Source organism: Marinobacter panjinensis (assembly GCF_005298175.1).
Taxonomy (GTDB): domain Bacteria; phylum Pseudomonadota; class Gammaproteobacteria; order Pseudomonadales; family Oleiphilaceae; genus Marinobacter; species Marinobacter panjinensis.
Genome location: NZ_SZYH01000001.1, coordinates 2,117,769 through 2,134,562, shown reverse-complemented (window position 1 = coordinate 2,134,562; position 16,794 = coordinate 2,117,769). Strand labels below are relative to the sequence as shown.

Annotated in this window: 13 protein-coding genes and 1 pseudogene; 9 read left to right on the top strand and 5 right to left on the bottom strand. The window is 57.8% G+C overall.

Features of this window, described 5'->3' with window-relative positions; all coding sequences use genetic code 11:
- Positions 1-9: 9 nt before the first annotated feature.
- On the bottom strand, positions 10-984 hold the full coding sequence (locus FDP08_RS09815) for a metallophosphoesterase (protein WP_137435901.1): 975 nt from the start codon (positions 982-984) through the stop codon (positions 10-12).
- A gap of 145 nt (positions 985-1,129) precedes the next feature.
- Between FDP08_RS09815 and chrA the strand changes: the two genes are divergently transcribed.
- The 3 genes from chrA to msrB all read left to right on the top strand — a co-directional run bounded on the left by chrA (position 1,130) and on the right by msrB (position 3,505).
- Entirely contained in the window at positions 1,130-2,323 is a 1,194-nt protein-coding gene (gene chrA / locus FDP08_RS09810; RefSeq protein WP_137435899.1) for a chromate efflux transporter, read from the top strand.
- A gap of 95 nt (positions 2,324-2,418) precedes the next feature.
- The gene (gene msrA, locus FDP08_RS09805) at positions 2,419-3,066 is read left to right on the top strand and encodes a peptide-methionine (S)-S-oxide reductase MsrA (protein ID WP_137435897.1); all 648 of its coding nucleotides are present in this window, start codon (positions 2,419-2,421) and stop codon (positions 3,064-3,066) included.
- Between the two features lie 10 nt (positions 3,067-3,076).
- A complete protein-coding gene (gene msrB, locus FDP08_RS09800; RefSeq protein ID WP_137435895.1) occupies positions 3,077-3,505 on the top strand; it encodes a peptide-methionine (R)-S-oxide reductase MsrB in 429 nt (142 codons plus the stop codon).
- 42 nt (positions 3,506-3,547) lie between these two features.
- On the opposite strand, the gene FDP08_RS09795 is transcribed toward msrB, so the two are convergent.
- A complete protein-coding gene (locus tag FDP08_RS09795; protein WP_170979006.1) occupies positions 3,548-4,519 on the bottom strand; it encodes a calcium/sodium antiporter in 972 nt (323 codons plus the stop codon).
- A 239-nt stretch (positions 4,520-4,758) separates the two neighbouring features.
- Between FDP08_RS09795 and mqo the strand changes: the two genes are divergently transcribed.
- From mqo to FDP08_RS09770, 5 genes are all read left to right on the top strand, one after another.
- Complete coding sequence (gene mqo / locus FDP08_RS09790; RefSeq protein WP_137435891.1) at positions 4,759-6,240, top strand: malate dehydrogenase (quinone); 1,482 nt, start codon at positions 4,759-4,761, stop codon at positions 6,238-6,240.
- Positions 6,241-6,393: 153 nt separating this feature from the next.
- The gene (locus FDP08_RS09785) at positions 6,394-7,626 is read left to right on the top strand and encodes an ATP-grasp domain-containing protein (protein ID WP_137435889.1); all 1,233 of its coding nucleotides are present in this window, start codon (positions 6,394-6,396) and stop codon (positions 7,624-7,626) included.
- Between the two features lie 53 nt (positions 7,627-7,679).
- The gene (locus FDP08_RS09780) at positions 7,680-9,704 is read left to right on the top strand and encodes a hypothetical protein (RefSeq protein WP_137435887.1); all 2,025 of its coding nucleotides are present in this window, start codon (positions 7,680-7,682) and stop codon (positions 9,702-9,704) included.
- A 32-nt stretch (positions 9,705-9,736) separates the two neighbouring features.
- Positions 9,737-11,407, top strand: coding sequence for an acetolactate synthase large subunit (locus tag FDP08_RS09775; RefSeq protein ID WP_137435885.1), 1,671 nt, complete (start codon positions 9,737-9,739; stop codon positions 11,405-11,407).
- Positions 11,408-11,457: 50 nt separating this feature from the next.
- Positions 11,458-12,330, top strand: a complete 873-nt coding sequence (locus FDP08_RS09770) for a hypothetical protein (RefSeq protein WP_137435883.1) — start codon at positions 11,458-11,460, stop codon at positions 12,328-12,330.
- Here the strand turns inward: FDP08_RS09770 and FDP08_RS09765 are convergent.
- The gene (locus FDP08_RS09765) at positions 12,327-12,926 is read right to left on the bottom strand and encodes an exopolysaccharide biosynthesis protein (protein ID WP_137435881.1); all 600 of its coding nucleotides are present in this window, start codon (positions 12,924-12,926) and stop codon (positions 12,327-12,329) included. The genes FDP08_RS09770 and FDP08_RS09765 overlap by 4 nt on opposite strands.
- A gap of 222 nt (positions 12,927-13,148) precedes the next feature.
- On the opposite strand from FDP08_RS09765, the pseudogene FDP08_RS09760 reads away from it, so the two are divergent.
- A pseudogene (locus FDP08_RS09760) lies at positions 13,149-13,647 on the top strand (hypothetical protein); the annotation flags it as partial.
- 21 nt (positions 13,648-13,668) lie between these two features.
- Here FDP08_RS09760 and FDP08_RS09755 read toward each other — a convergent pair.
- Together FDP08_RS09755 and FDP08_RS09750 are read right to left on the bottom strand one after the other, a co-directional pair.
- On the bottom strand, positions 13,669-15,753 hold the full coding sequence (locus tag FDP08_RS09755) for an MtrB/PioB family decaheme-associated outer membrane protein (RefSeq protein ID WP_137435879.1): 2,085 nt from the start codon (positions 15,751-15,753) through the stop codon (positions 13,669-13,671).
- A gap of 30 nt (positions 15,754-15,783) precedes the next feature.
- A complete protein-coding gene (locus FDP08_RS09750; RefSeq protein WP_137435877.1) occupies positions 15,784-16,758 on the bottom strand; it encodes a DmsE family decaheme c-type cytochrome in 975 nt (324 codons plus the stop codon).
- Between the last annotated feature and the right edge of the window lie 36 nt (positions 16,759-16,794).

Genomic DNA, 16,794 nt, shown 5'->3' with positions numbered 1-16,794 from the left:
CACGTCAGGCTAGCCCGGCCCGCTGGTCAGCGTATGCAACGTCACCTCGGGCGGACAGTTCAGGCGCACATTGACCACCGAGGTGCCGGTTCCCGGAGAGGTATACCCCTGCATGCCGTTGCGGCGCCAGTACCCTCGACCCAGTTCCCGTGGGCAATCGGCATCCAGGGTGACCGGAAACCCGCCCGGCAGGCAGATCTGCCCACCATGGGTATGGCCACAGAGAAAAACGTCGTAGCCGGCATGGGCGGCTTCCCGCCAGATTTCAGGGGTGTGGCTGAGCAACAGGCTGATGCCGCCTGCCGGAATTTCGTCACCGGCCTTGTGAAGATTGTGGACCTTGTAAAAATGGGCATCATCCACGCCTGCCAGGTAAAGTTTCTCATCACCTCGCTGCAGTATGGCGTGCTCGTTCATCAACAGGTGATACCCCATGTCTTCCAGGCCGGGCACCATGCGCACACTGTCGTGATTGCCCAAAACAGCATACGCCTTGCCCCGAATGGCGTCCCGTAGCTTTGCCATGCCCGCCATGGCATCTTCAATCGGCCCCCAGGTCAGCCGCCGGTAGTCGCCGGTCAGTACGCAAAGGTCGTATTCGAGTGGCTGGATCCGGTTGATAACCGCCTGCAGGTTGGCTTCGTCCATATCCACATGGAGGTCGGTCAGTTGCAGGATACGGTAACCTTCAAAAGCGTCCGGAAGACCATTGATGTGGAAGCTGTTATGGACCGTGTCCAGGCGGCGGCTGTTGGCCTGTCCCCGCCGGAACAGCCCCGCCAGTTTCAGGCAGGTGCTGATAAATCGGGGGGCGGAGGTGATATTCTCGAGGTGAAACGAATGCCGGTCCGGCCCGAACACCTTTGACTCTGCTTCCTGTTCAATGCCAAGGCGTTGTCGAGCATGGACCGGGCCAAGCCGGAGGCTCAAACGATACTCCAGCAGTTCATCCTCATTTTTTGGTGTATGGGCCCGGGCAGTCATTGCTGATCCTGTTGGTTGTTGTGAACGTTTCCTGTCACGATCCGGTCAACACGCCCCTTCATTATGGTTGGGTCTGGGAGTGATGCAACAGGGAAGTCATAATGTTCATCCTTCTTACCTAACGTTGTCACAGACAGAGAGTTCCATGTTCAGAGATGCCCGCTCAAAGGATGCCCATGCCGGGGCGTTACCTGCCTGGCACATATTCCTGCTGTTTCTGCGGCTTGGCCTGACATCGTTCGGCGGCCCCACCGCCCACCTGGGGTTCTTTCACCAGGAATTCGTAAAACGCCGGCGGTGGTTGTCGGATTCCGCCTATGGTGAGGTTGTTGCACTGTGCCAGTTATTGCCCGGCCCTGCATCCAGCCAGGTAGGGCTGGCGCTTGGGTTCCTGAAGCGAGGATACAGTGGCGCAGCCGCAGCCTGGTTTGGCTTCACGCTGCCATCGGCATTGCTGATGACGCTGTTTGCTCTCGGCCTTGGTCTGTGGCCGGATGCCGGCGAAGGGGGCTGGATTACCGGCCTCAAACTGTTTGTAGTGGCGGTTGTCGCCCAGGCAGTGTGGCAGATGGGCCGCAACCTGTGCCCGGATAGCCCGCGGTTAACCATTGCTGTGCTGGTGGCGATCGGGTTGCTGACCGTTGGTGCAACCTGGATGCAGATTCTGGCCCTGCTTGTCGCCGGTGCTGTGGGCGCAGCGCTGAAGCTGCCACAGCCGCAGTCTGCGGAAACGTTGACCATACCCGTGCAAACCCGCCGGCCAATGGTTTTCTTCGCGGTGTTTGTGGTGCTGTTAGTGCTGGCGTTCTTGCCCCTGGCGTCGGGCTCCCTGGGCTGGATCTGGGCAGAACTGTATCGTGCCGGCGCCCTGGTATTCGGTGGCGGACACGTGGTGTTGCCCTGGTTGCAGGAAGGCTTTGTGGCATCCGGTTCTATGCCGGCCGACACCTTCCTGGCCGGTTACGGGGTTGCCCAGGCGATGCCGGGGCCGCTGTTCTCTTTCTCCGCCTTTCTCGGGGGTATCCAGAATGGCTGGGCCGGTGCGGCGGTGGCGGTTTTTGCTGTCTTTCTGCCAGGAACCCTGCTGGTATTTGCCGGTCTTCCCCTTTGGTCATACATTCGCAGCCATGAGCTTGCCCGGGCAGCGCTCGCAGGCGTGAATGCAGGTGTTGTCGGATTGTTGCTGGCGGCCCTTTATGATCCGGTCTGGACTTCTGCCGTAGACAGTTCTGGTGCAGTCGCCTTTGTATTGCTTGCCTGGGTAAGCCTGGCTATATGGAGGGTACCGGTGTGGATTCTGGCACCCGGAAGTGCCCTGGCAGGGTTGCTGTTTTTCTGATCGGCACTGCAGGGGTGGCTAAACCGGGTCAGTAAGGCCACACTTGGACTGAACGTAAGTGCATAAACGGTAATGACTCAGAGGCACAAGCTGATATGTCGACATCCTGCAATATTCCGGGCCTGAATGTACCGAAAAGCCGCTTCCCGGACCCGGAACACGATTTGCCCGCCGGGGATTCCAGCGAGCAACGGGTAGTGCTTGGCGGGGGCTGTTTCTGGTGCGTGGAGGCGGTTTTCCTGGCGGTAAATGGTGTTTCCGGCGTCGAGTCTGGCTATGCTGGCGGCAGTGCGGATACCGCGAACTACGAAGCAGTATGCAGCGGCCAGACCGGGCACGCTGAAGTGGTTGATGTGCGATACGACCCGAAAACCGTCAGCTTTGGGGAGATCCTCAAAGTATTTTTGTCTGTGGCTCACGATCCCACTCAGCTCAATCGGCAGGGTAATGACCGCGGCACCCAGTACCGTTCCGCGATTTTCTACGAAACCGAGGATCAGAAACGGGTGGCTGAGGATTACATCCGTCAGCTGAATGCCGCTGGCATCTACGATGATCCGGTAGTAACCAGCCTGGAGCCACTGGAAGCATTCTATCCTGCAGAGGAATACCACCAGAACTTTGCGGCCCGAAATCCCTATCAGCCATACATCATGGCTGTTGCAGCACCAAAGATGGAAAAGCTTGTGGACACATTCGGTGATCGGCTGAAAGCCGGTTATACCGGCAACGATATTGCCTGAGGAGGCTGCTATGAGCGTTTCTGCTGCAGGTTACGACCTGACTCCGCTGACACCGGAGCAGGTTAATGAGAAGGCTGCGGGCCTGTCCGAAGAAGAGCGCCGGGTGTTGCTGGACCACGGCACAGAAAGGCCCTTTTGTGGCACATTGCTGGATAACAAGAACCCGGGCGTTTATTACTGCCGGCTTTGCGAGCTGCCCCTGTTCAGCTCGGATTCCAAGTTTGATTCGGGCACCGGCTGGCCCAGCTTCTTCCAGCCCTTCGACACCGATCACATACGTTACCTTGAAGACAGCAGCATGGGCATGACCCGCACGGAAATCCGCTGCCCGCGTTGCGACAGTCATCTGGGGCACGTGTTTCCCGATGGCCCACCGCCCACCGGGCAGCGTTACTGCCTGAACTCGGTGGCGATGGTGTTTCGGGAAAATCAGGACTAGCGTCCCGGTGGCAGGCCGGATTTAACTCTGGCTTGCCATCAGTCAGCGAATAACCGTAGACACCAGATAGCCGGCGTAGCCGACGTACACCATCAGAAGTAGCAGGCCTTCGGGCCGGGTGATGATCCGGGGCTTGCCGGCAAAGCCAAAGCTCATTACCAGAAGGCCTATGGTCAGGGCTGCCATCAATGTCCAGTCGCGGTAGAGCACTTCCATATCCACAGCCAGCGGCTCGATGGTCGCAGCCAGTCCGACCACCGCCAGCGTATTGAAAATACCCGAGCCCACAATATTGCCCAGTATCAGGTCGTGCTCGTTTTTCTTGACTGCGGCCAGGGCAGATGCCAGTTCCGGCAGTGAGGTGCCTATAGCGACAATGGTCAGTCCGATAATCAGGTCGCTGACGCCGAGGCTCTGGGCTATGAATACCGCTCCCCAGACCAGCATGCGAGAACTGACCAGTAGCAGAACCAGGCCAACAACCAGCCAGGTGACCGCGATCTTCAGCGGCATCGGATGGGCAACCAGCTCTGACTCGGTCTCGCTTATCAATGAGTCGTCTTTGCCCTGAATTCCCTGGTAAATCGACCAACCCATGACAACTGCAAACACCGCCAGAAGGACCCAGCCATCAAGCCGTGTCAGTTCGCCATCAATGAGCTGGTAGCCGGCAATGGCTGTCAGAACCAGCAGTAATGGCAACTCTTTGCGGACCACCTGGGAATGCACCGCGATCGGGGCGATCACCGCAGTAAGCCCGACGATCACGGCAATATTGGTGATGTTCGAACCATAGGCATTGCCCAGTGCCAGCCCGGGGTTGCCGTCCAGTGCTGCCATGGCAGACACCGCCAGTTCCGGTGCAGAGGTGCCGAATCCGATAATCACCATGCCTATGAGCAATGATGGCATGCCCAGGTGCTTGGCCGTGGCTGCTGCGCCCTCGATAAAACGGTCAGCACTCCAGACCAGAAGAACCAGGCCTGCGATGATTGCTGCAATTGCCATTAGCATAAAAGGTACCCTGAAGAAGTTTCCCGCCCGGTATGAGACTAAAGTGGCGGTGATATCGTTAACCTCAGGCGCGAGAATGCAAGGGGCGCCTGGCGGGCGCATTTTATACGTTTGGCCCTCGATTGATAATCGCAATTTATTATCCGCTCGAAAAACGGGATAATCGCGCCACAACTTCAAAGGCCCCTCTGCTGATCGTGGACGGGCTACAGGCTTTAAACCAGCTAGGGTGATTACCAATGGCCGTTAGACAGGCAGATGTAGTGCTGGTCGGCGGGGGCGTCATGAGCGCTACCCTCGGCATGATGCTCAGGCAGCTTGATCCTTCCCTGGACATCGTCATGGTGGAGCGTCTCGATCACGTGGCCCATGAAAGCACCGACGGATGGAACAACGCGGGTACCGGGCATGCCGGTTATTGTGAACTCAATTACACTCCGGAAACCGAAGACGGCGACGTCACGATCGACCGCGCACTGCAGATCAACGCTTCGTTCGAAGTCTCGCTGCAATTCTGGTCACATATGGTCGAGCAGGGCATATTGCCGGAGCCCAAATCCTTCATCAACCGCACACCACACCAGAGTTTTGTCTGGGGCGAAGACGGGGTGAAATTCCTCAAGCGTCGTTACGAAAAACTCAGCGCCCACCACCTGTTCCGCGAAATGGAATACACGGAATCCCCGCTGGATCTGGAAGAGTGGATGCCGCTGGTGGTGAACAACCGGGACCCGATGCAACGTGTGGCTGCCACACGGATCAAGCATGGTTCGGATGTGGACTTCGGCTCACTGACCCGCAGTATGGTGAAGTTCCTGGAATCCACGCCGAACTTCGAGCTGATGCTCAGTAGCCCGGTTCACTACCTTGCCAAGCGCGATAACGGCCGCTGGAAGGTGAGGGTCAAGAACCAGAAAACCGGCGAGCAGACCAAGCTTGAGGCCGGATTCGTCTTCCTGGGTGCCGGCGGCGGAGCGCTGCCGATGCTGCAGAAGTCCGACATCGACGAATCGAAAGGCTATGGCGGCTTCCCGGTCAGTGGTCAGTGGCTGGTTTGCCAGAAGCCGGAAATTGTCGAGCAACACCATTCCAAGGTGTATGGCAAGGCGCCAATTGGCGCTCCTCCAATGTCTGTACCGCATTTGGATACCCGCATCATCAACGGTGAGCCGGCCCTGCTGTTTGGCCCCTTCGCCGGTTTTACCACACGTTTTCTCAAGAAAGGCTCGGTGTTTGACCTGTTCGGCTCGGTCAGTCCAACCAACCTTCGGCCCATGCTGTCTGTCAGCCGCACCAATATGGACCTGACGCGCTACCTGATTGGTGAAGTCTTCCAGTCACACAGTGACCGCGTGGAATCTTTGCGCAACTACTTTCCGGATGCACAGGAAGAAGACTGGCGTCTTCAGGATGCCGGTCAGCGGGTCCAGATCATCAAGAAGTCCGCGGATGGCGGCGGCAAACTGGAGTTCGGTACCGAGATTGTAGCGGCGAAGGACGGCACGCTTGCAGCCCTGCTGGGTGCCTCTCCGGGGGCATCGACGGCAGTTCATGCCATGATCGATGTGATCGAACGCTGTTTCCCGGAACGCATCAAGACAGCGGAGTGGCAGGAACGCATGAAAGTGATGGTGCCTTCTTATGGCCAATCGCTGGTCGATGATGAACAATTGCTCAACAAAGTGCGGGAGCGAACCCTCTCAACCCTGAAATTGGGGTGATATTACGAATTGATCTAAGAGCTACAGAAGCGCTGGCAACACTGGCTTAACCGCCCGTTTTGTCAGCGCTTATTTGGTTTCAGGTATCCGATCCGGTTGCGATTTGTAACTAAATCGTTAGGTTATAAATACACACCCGATAGGAGAACGCCTATGAGCGAGCAGAAGTTCGATCCGAATAAAGGTTATGTTGCACTCCTGGGCTGGAGCCTGAACGCAATTGAGGCCGCGGACAAGTTTGACCGCCGTTATGTCGTAGTGGCTCCTGATTGGGCCGAGGCCTACTGCAAAGAACACGATATTCCTTATGTTCCCTGGAACTTCGAGCGCCTGAACGACCGTTCTGTTGAAATTGCCCAGACCCTCAAAGAGATGGGCGTGAACGTGGCGATCCCGCTGTTCGAGGAAACGGTGGAGTGGGCCGGTGCCATCAACTCGGTATTGATGGACCAGCCCAAACTGTTTGGCCAGTCCCTGTTGCTGCGGGACAAGGCATTGATGAAGCGCCGCGCCCAGTTGGGCGGTATTCGTGTGGGCATCTTTGAAGAAGCTCACGACAAGGATGACGTTATCCGTTTCCTCAAGCGTGTAAACCAGACGCTGCTGAAGCTGGATGGTGACCCCAACGACCCGATCCACCTGAAGGCCTTCGACAAGGCCGGCTGTCTTGGTCACCGGGTTATCCGTACCCCGGACGAAGTGGATACCATCCCCGAGGAAGAGTTTCCGGTGTTGATGGAATCCCACCTGGACGGTTGGGAATTCGCCGTTGAGGCCTGGGTCCATAACGGCAAGATCGCATTCCTGAACATTTCGGAATACGTCACCCTGGGTTACTCCGTCTTCGTGCCGGCCACGCCAGACCTGGAGCATTACCGGGAGCAGATTACCCGAGAAATTGAAAAGCTGATCAAGACCTTCGACATCGAATTCGGCTTTATCCACCCCGAGTACTTTGTGACCAGTGACAGCACCATGTACTTCGGTGAAGTGGCTTATCGGCCGCCGGGCTTCAAGGTCTTCGAGCTGCTTGAGCGCGCCTATGGCTTCAACGCCTATCAGGCATTGATCATGACCTTCGACCCGAAAACCACGGAAGAAGAGGTCAAAGCCTTCTTTCCGAAAGAAGTGGTGGATGCCAAGGGCTATGCCGGCTGCTTCGGTGTTTATCCCCGTCGCCGGGTGGTCAGCAAGCTGGAAATGCCGGAGGAGACCGAGAACCACGAGTATTTCGAGTCTCACGAACTGACCCCACCCATGGAGGAAACCGTCACCAAGCGTACCGCCTTCGGCACGCACTGGGGCCTGATCTACTTCTTCGGCGAAGACCCCTATGTGATGAGAGATTTGCTGAAACATCAGGAAGAACTGGATTTCTATGTATAATTCCGTAAGGAATTAACGATAATGGGTCTGGTTCAGACCCTGAGGAAAACAGTTTGCGCAATTCCGATGCCGGAAGCCCGGCGCCCGTCGTTAACTTCGATAAACTGGTGCAACGACTGGACGATGCGATCACGGCTCTCGATGAGAGCCGTAGCTTCGCCAAGGCCGGCAAGTTGCCCCCGTTATTCGACATTGTTCGCCGGGTGCTGTTACAGCCGGATGGTTGCCAGGCCATTCAGGACCGCGCAGAGCGGCTTGAAAAGGCCGGCGTTTTTCTGGGGACAGATTGGGCGGAGCCGGCCCTTCTGCAGCCCCAGCTTACTACCTATTCCCTCCAGAGCCCCCAGACTGACACAGTTCTCGTGGAGGCAATGAGCGAGCTGCGTCTGCTTGCAGTGGCCATGGGTGACTACTTGCATGAGTCCATGTCGGCGGAACAGGCGCACCATTACCTGACCCAGGTGCTCGCCATTAACCTGCAGCTTCTGTTTGGAGAAGGCGGCGAGGCTGAGCGTGAACAGGGCAAGCTGGCGCAGATCAGTCGCTCCGTCGTGCAGCATGTCGCCACCAGAATCGGTTACGAGCATGTGATTGATCGCCTGATTGATGAAATCTGGCGCATCCTGCAGCAGCGACCTATCCAGGTGAACAATGTTCGCCAGATGATCACCCAGATTGCCGTTTGCCGCGCTGATCCGAATGTGGATATGGGCAGTGCCGGGCAGGGCGCGGAACGTCTGATTTCGAGTCTTTACGGTCCGACACAGGCCTGTCGCGAAGATCCCGGCATTGCGACGTACGAAGAGCGCCTGAGCCACATGGATTCCAGCGCCCTGCAGGGCGAGGCGACCGGCTTCGCCCGCTCCATGCACGATACCGGGCTGGTTTCGCCTTACCACGCCACCTTCATGCGGTTCATCCTGGAGAACCAGGATTCGCTGATTGCTGAATCGCTGGGGCTCTCCATGACCGGGCGGGACTGCCTCCTGCATTATCGCAATCTGGTGCTGACCCTGATTCGCGAGGGCGTCTTCCCGGAAACCGCGCAGGGGCTCTATGGCCTTTCACTGATGCTGGAACGGGGCATCCTTTACCAGCCCCCGGTCGAGCCGGCACTCTGGCGGCAGACAACGCTGTCCTTATGCCCGGAAGCCCGGCACCGTCTCGAGCTGGCCTACGGCTATCAGCCCCAGCCAAAAGCCTGGCTGATACAGGGCGTTCTGAACATGCTGGGTCAGCCCCTGGGCGTCGGGCAGGGGAATAACCCCACCTGCCAGTCCGCCCGGGCGCTGTCCATGTGGGCCTATAATGATCCGGATTATCTGTTGCAGATGGTCACCTGGGCGGCCCGGGATAATGAAATCATCATGCATTTTGAGGGCACGCCGGTATCATCTGCGGACAGCCAGGGAGGCGTTGCCTCCGCGGTGACCCTGGATCTCGATCCGGTCTCACTGGTGGTGGTGCCTCATCTGGACCGCATTTACGCCGAAATGGGCCGTTTATGCATCGGTCGGGAGGGTGACCCCCACCGGTGGGTGAACCCGGAGTTTCACGGCTGGTCTGCCGGGCGCGGCTTCAGTATCAACGTCGACGTCGCGACCGGTAAGCTGAAGGATCTGGACGGCTTTCTTAGGCATTTCTATGCCAGCTACCACCCGGATTACAATGGCAATCAGCCGCTGGTGCACCCGCAACCTGCGGGCGTGGCGGTCACCGACAGTGCTGCACGCTTCATCGGTTGGCATGCCATCACCATCCTGCGGGCAAACCTGGATCCGGAAGGTGTGATGCGGGTGTATTTTTACAACCCCAACAATGACAGCGGTCAGCACTGGGGTGGCGATGTGCAGGTGAGCACGGCCACCAAGGGCGAGCGCTTCGGTGAGGCGTCACTGCCTTTCGAACAGTTTGCGTCCCGCCTGTACATCTTCCATTACGACCCGCTGGAGCGTGGCGAACCTGCAGCAGTAGGCGAGGAAGAACTTGCGCGGGTGATTGATCGCGTTCACCAGAGTTGGGGGCGTGACAGGTTGCCTGCTGAAGGGTTTCAGGCAGAACCACCGCGGGACGCATAGACACCGCCAATCAAGCCAGAACAGGAGAGAGGATGAGCGCACAGGCCAATGATCGTCGGAACGGTGCTGAACTGTTCGTCCATGCCCTTGAGAATGAAGGGGTTCGCTATATCTTTGCGGTACCGGGTGAGGAAAACCTGGATCTTCTGGAAGCTCTGCGTGAGTCCGGTATCGAGCTGATTCTCAACCGTCATGAGCAGGCGGCAGGCTTCATGGCTGCCACCTACGGACGACTCACCGGCAGGGTGGGTGTTTGCCTGTCCACCCTCGGTCCTGGTGCCACCAACCTGGTAACCGCCGCTGCCTACGCCCAGCTTGGCGGTATGCCGATGATGATGATTTCCGGGCAAAAACCCATCAAGTCTTCCAAGCAGGGTCTGTTCCAGATTCTCGACGTGGTGGACCTGATGCGCCCGCTTACCAAATATACCCGCCAGATCAGCAATGCCAACACCATCCCCGCCAAGGTGCGGGAGGCCTTTCGTCTGGCCTCGGAAGAGCGTCCCGGTGCGGTTCACCTGGAGTTGCCGGAGGACATCGCTTCGGAAATGGCCGAGGCCGATACCCATATCTTCCAGCCCAGTGATGCCCGCCGCCCTACCGCGAGCACAAAAAGCCTCGATACCGCCTGCGAGATGATCCGCAAGGCCAGACATCCACTGATCATGATCGGCGCTGGTGCCAACCGCAAGCGGGTGTCCCAGGCGCTGATCCATCTGGTGAATGTAACCGGTATTCCGTTCTTTACCACCCAGATGGGCAAGGGCGTGGTGGACGAGCGTCATCCCCGCTATCTGGGCAACGCTGCACTCTCGGCCGGCGACTTCGTGCACTGCGCCATCGACCATGCCGACCTGGTGATCAACGTGGGGCACGATGTGGTCGAGAAGCCGCCGTTCTTCATGAAGCCGGGCGGCAAGCAGGTCATCCACGTGAATTTCAGCGCCGCAGACGTGGACCCGGTGTATTTTCCGCAGCACGAAGTGGTGGGGGACATCGCCAACAGCGTGGAATACCTGGCGGAACGCTGTGGCGAGTGCTCGTCCCACGATTTCAGCCAGTTTATGGAAGTGAAGGCCTCGGTAGACAGCCATCTGGCCGAGAAAATCGATGACGGCCGCTTCCCCGTCATCCCCCAGCGCATCGTGCACGATGTACGCCAGGTGATGCCGGAAGACGGCATCATTGCGCTGGACAACGGCATGTACAAACTCTGGTTCGCCCGCAACTACCCGGCCTATGACAACAACACCGTGCTGCTGGACAACGCCCTCGCCTCCATGGGCGCCGGCCTGCCCAGTGCAATGATGGCGGCCATGCTGTATCCGCACCTGAAGGTGATGGCGGTGTGTGGTGACGGCGGCTTCATGATGAACAGCCAGGAGCTGGAAACCGCCGTGCGGCTGAAACTCAACCTGGTCATCCTGATTATCAACGACAACGCCTACGGTATGATCAAGTGGAAACAGGCCCAGGAAGGCTTCACGAACTTCGGGCTTGATTACAACAATCCGGACTTTGTGAAGTATGCCGACGCCTACGGCGCCACCGGCCACCACATCAGCAAGACGGAAGACCTGCAACCCACCCTGAAGCAGGCGCTGACCGCAGGCGGTGTGCATCTGATTGACGTGCCAGTGGACTACAGCGAAAATCGCCGGGTGTTTGATGAAGAATTGGTAAAACTGACCTGCAACCTGTAGCCCGTGTAGTATCATTCGGTGTGAATTGGCATCAGTTTGAGGGTGATTGAATGATTTACACGTGGTTCAAGGTGGCATTGTTGTCGCTGGTGCTGGCTGTTGCTGCCGGGTGCAGTAAACCGGAAACGCCGCAGGAAGTGGCCGCGGAGTTCTGGCAGGCCATGGCCGAAGACGACGCGGGTGCCGTCGCCGAGTTGTCGACGCTTGCCGATCCTTCTGCCTTCGACGGGTTTGCCCGCGACTGGTTTGAAACCGTGCCCGATTTCGGCCGGGTCATTATCGATGAGCGCGAAGCCACCATAGTTACCCGCTTACCCTCCGCAGACGGTGCCTCCGGCGAGCGCCGGGAAGTGATTACCTATCTTGTGAATCTGAATGGTGACTGGCTGGTGGATTATGATCGCACCGGCAAGGCCATCATGAACCCATCGCCGCTGGACGGCCTGATGGGTGAGATCAACAGGCTGGGAGAGCGTTTGTCGGCTACTTTCAGTCAGTCCTCGGATGACCTGGCCCTCCGGATGGACGCCATGGCCCGTGAATTTGAGGCCTATTCCGACGAGGCCAGCCGCCGGGCCGAGAAAGTTATGGAAGACTACGGTCGTGCCTTGCAGGAGTTTATGGAAGAACTGGAGAAATCCATCGAAGAGGCACTGGAAGACCATCAACAGGCCCCCGCCCGGGATCGCAGTGCCTTGCAGCAAACCGCTGCCGACCTGAACCAGAGCCGTGACAGGCTGGATGAGCCGGATTTCGACGCCTTCGCTGACAGCTCCCGTGCGCTGGCGGAGGCGGGAGCCCGGTTTTCGCGGTTAAGCGACGAGTCCTTCAAAAGCTACCAGCAAACATGGGAGGCCAAACTGGACGAAATCAGCGCGCGCACTCAAGCGTTTTTCGACGATCTTGAAAGCAGTGGGCGCTAGCCCAACAGGCCGGTAATCACGAACCAGCCGGTCAGCAACGTAAGCGAGGTTGCCACAACAGCCAGCAGCCCGTCCCGCGCGACAATCGCCAGCCCGAACGCCATCAGCGCCGCTCCGGCGCCATTGGCACTGAAGGGCACTACCTCCATTGCCGGCATTGCCATGGCAACCAACATGCAGAGAGTGGCCATAACATAAAGCCCGGGGCCATCCACCAGGAACACCAGCCGCGGCCCCGTCCACCTGTCCAGAAACCGCGCCGGCTTTTGCAGCCAGTCCAGCCCCTTCAGCAGTTTGTCGCGGGGAACCGAGCGCTGGGAAATCCACGATGGCAACCAGATGGAATGCCTTTGGAACAGCAGCTGGCCCAGCGTAAGCAGAACAATCAACCCCAGAATCGTTGGCACACCGGGAATATCGCCAATCAACGGCGCCAGTGTTATCAGCCCCGCCAGCAACAACACCGGCCCGAAGGAACGCTCGCCCACACCACTGAGGATGTCGTTTACCGACACCTGCCCGGAACTGCCCGCTGACTCGCGGATCTGGCCCAGCAGTTGTTGCAGGTTGGTGGCGTCGTTGCGGGTCTTCTCCATCTTGTGCTCCCGTCCCTCGAAGTCTTTACAACATGGTAGCTCAGTCCCCTTAGCATTTGGGTGGAGTGACAACCTTCGAGCTCATATGTCTTCTCTGATAAAAAGTTGAGATTTTAAGGTTTGGTGATATTACTAAAGAATCTAACGATAGAACCTATAGTTGGTAGTCTTTGATTAATCTCAAGCGCCACAGGCTCCAAATAAAGACAAGAGGTTCCAGGCATGATCAGCAACACAACAATCCCCAAGGGCGAGGTAACACATACCGTCGTGATCGTAGGCGGCGGGGCTGCCGGTATTTCCGTAGCGGCCAGCATCCACAAGCGTGATCGCGATATTGGCATAGCCATCATTGAACCTGCCAGCACCCACCACTATCAGCCCGGCTGGACCATGGTCGTTGGCGGCGTTTTCCGGCCGGAAGTCACCTCCAAGCCCATGCCGATCAAATGTGCCGGCGTTGGAAGCCTACATAGAGAAATACGGCATCGACGTGAATTACCAGAGCACCCTGGTTGCCGTTAACGGCCCCGCCAAAACCGCCGCGGCCGTTCGCAAGCAGGCGCCTGTAGTGGCCGAAAACCTCATCGCCAGCCTGCGCAATGAGCCGATGCGCGCTGCCTATCTTGGTTATGGCTCTTGCCCACTGACAGTGGAGAACGGCAAGATTGTGTTGGCGGAGTTTGGCTACGGCGGCGTCCTGCAGTCCGCGCAACCCAGGACTGACTCTGCATGGCTGGGTTCAGAAACGGTATCTTGCGGATATCCCGGCTGCATGGATGATGTAGTCCGGGCTTTGGCGACCGGAAGTCAAAACGTTGTCTGTTGTGTCCGGAGCTACACCATCGATGAAAAAGTCTTGTTGTTCGTAATGTTCAAGCCAGTAATCCAGGCGATAACTCCATCTGTCGGAAACGGAATACTCGCCATAAATCCGGGTGCTGATCCGATCAGCCTGAAGTTGAGGGAACTTCTGATCGGATGTTCTCGAGTCGATCGATATATTTCCTCTTGACCGTGTATAAGCCAGGTCCACGCCCAGTTCGAGGTGGGGAATCAGTTCCCTGGCCTGTACACCAACTCCGTAGGTGTTGATGGTGTCATCATGCTCTGCAAACCAGTCGGGCCGGCCAAAGCTTTCGCTTCCGGCTATGTCTGACACGATGTTCTGGCGAGTAAAATAGACATAGGCGTTGAGGCTTTGGCCGGGAGACCAGGAAGCGTCCAGCGTGACCATTCTGTCCACTGCCTTGGTCAGGCCAATCGAGGAGTTATGGTAATCATCGTCGGCGTATACGGAGTTCAGGCCAAAGCTGAGCTGCTCGCTGGCGTAGTAGTTGCCGGACAGTCTGATTTCATGCCGATCACGGTCAGCAAGATTGAATTTCCGTAACAGCGGATTTTCCGGCGGTGCCACCGCCAATGGCTCGTAGCTGCCATCAACATCCCGATCTTCCCACCCCAGGCGTAGCCGGAGCTCGACTCGCTCCCCGGGCCGTGTCCGAAGCTCGCCAAAGTACAGATCCGTGTCTGTGGCATCCACCTCCTGGTAAGTAAACTCGGAGCGTTCTATGCCATATCCTGTACTCACGTCCGTGTTGTTGGTCAGCTGATAATCCGCACTGAGCTCACCGCCGTTTTTTTCAAAACTGTAAGGGCGATTCTCTCGGAGTTCAGCCACGAAAAGATCGGTGTCTACCTGGCGGTAGCTGTCCACTGGGGTGTCGTTGTCCCGTTCATCAAAGAAGCCTTCTGCTCTAAGTGTCAGCCGGCGGGTAGCGTTTCCGGTCAGGCGCAGGCGAGCATTCAGTGTATTCACTTTCGCATCCAGATCCTGGCGTGGGAGCCCGACCGGGCCTATGTTCGGATTGATTGTCGCGGGAACGAAAGAGTCATCCTGTTCAAGACGACCCACCGCAATGTGCCCCGACCCACTGAGCCAGCGCGTGGGGCGGAATGCTCCGGAAAGCATCAGTCGGTTGAAGCTGTTATCCGGCGCTGCCGCTGATCTGCCCCTGGGGGCGTCACCGGGCACAATAAAGGGATTGTCCCAGGTCAGGGACTGGTTATCGTTATCAAAAAATGAGCCGTGATAGGCCAGACGCAGTTGCCAGAGTTTTGCCAGGTAACCGACCGAGAGGTCGAACCGGTGGGTAATATCATCCACCGGCTCTGGCAAAATGGCTGATCGCAACAGGAAGCTCCCGCCCATCAGCCGGGTGCCATCGCGCTCATCTGCTGTGTACTCGAAGTTGTAGTCCCAGTGCTCTCCCTGGAAAAACTGCAGGCCGGTTGCAAGAGTCTTTCGCTCCAGCTCAATATCAATGTCCCGCAAAGCGACGTCGAGGCCACTCAGGTCTTTTGTCGTATCCCCCCGGGCCCAGTCGCCGGGGAGCTCCAGGCGTTCAGTGCCGGCTCCGGAAAACACGGTTTTCACAGGGTCGTACACGTCGTGATTCAGCTCCTGATAGTCAAGGAAGTAATCCACGGTTCCCTGCCTGCCACCCCGGACTGCAGCATTTCGCGATCCAAGCCCCAGATTCTGGCCCTGAAGAGACCAGTAGGTGCCATCCTCATCGCGATCGACAACATCAATGGCACCGTTGAGGAAAAAACCGTCCCGATCAAATCCCCGATAGTTCGTAAATTCAGGCTCATCGTCCTCCAGCCAGAGAATACCCGCCTCCACATACCCTCTTGGCTCCCAATCAAAGGCACAGGCCTCGCATTCTGCAGTTTTAGTATCGGTTTCCGCCATGACACCGGCAGGGCTGACGATCAGTGCAACGCCAAGAGGCAGGATCCAGTGTGATTTGAGCGTCAGCATGGTTTTGTCCTCCTGTATCCCGCCGCTGCGTCAACGGCTCAGGTTGGCTCCCGAAGGATGGTTAGAGCCATGCACCTTTGAATGGCAGTTCAAACAGCTTCCACCCAGCAGGAACGCCGAGGCTCGCCCACCGGGCAAGTCGTCGGAGGTGCGGGCAATGCTGGGGTGACCTGCCCGGGAGTGGCAGCTCTGACACAGCAGCGGAGGCCGTTGCTTCAGGAGTGCAGGGTGGTTGGAACCATGGGGGCTATGGCAGTTTGTGCAGTCATCGGCAACCGGGGCATGCTCCCACAGAAAGGGCCCGCGCTTGTCAGCATGACAGCTGTAGCAACTGTCATTCAGGGTGGGTTCTTTCAGCATGGCGGTATTGAGAGAGCCGTGGGGCTGATGGCAGTCCGAGCACGCCATGTCGCCGAAACGCATCGGATGGGACGACATCTGGTGGGCCTGAACCTGCACGTTTCTGTGGCAGTCGGAGCAGATTTCCGCTTCACGCCGGGCGACGGTGACAGGATCTTCGCTGACATGCACCTGGTGACAGTCCGCGCAAGCTACGTCCTGTCGCTCATGGGTTCCGCCATCCCAGTGCATGCGCTGATCTCGCTGGTGGCAGTCGAGACAGATACCGTTCTGTTTCTGTTTCGACCAGAGCGCATTGTCGCCGAAGGCAGGAATGGGCGGGCGCTCCTGATTAAAGCGGAGCCTCTTCCCGTGCTCAGCTCCAGGCCCATGGCAGGATTCACACTGGTGCTGTGCAAATGGCGTCCTTGCATCCCCGGGCACCGCATGGGGCGTCTTGAAAATATCCATCACCGGAACTTCGCCGTTTTCATCATGGCAGGCCAGGCAGGTGTCAGCGCCTTCCGCGGTATATTCCAGGGACGAATCCGTTTCGTCCTGCGCCATCACCTCAATGCCGGCAGAAAACAAACTGAATAACATAATCGCGCCAGCGAGTATCCAATGCGGGCGGTTGTTCTGTTTCCTGTCGCCGGTCCTGGTCACGTTTGGCTCCTGTCTGGGGTCTTTTCAGTGCATTGG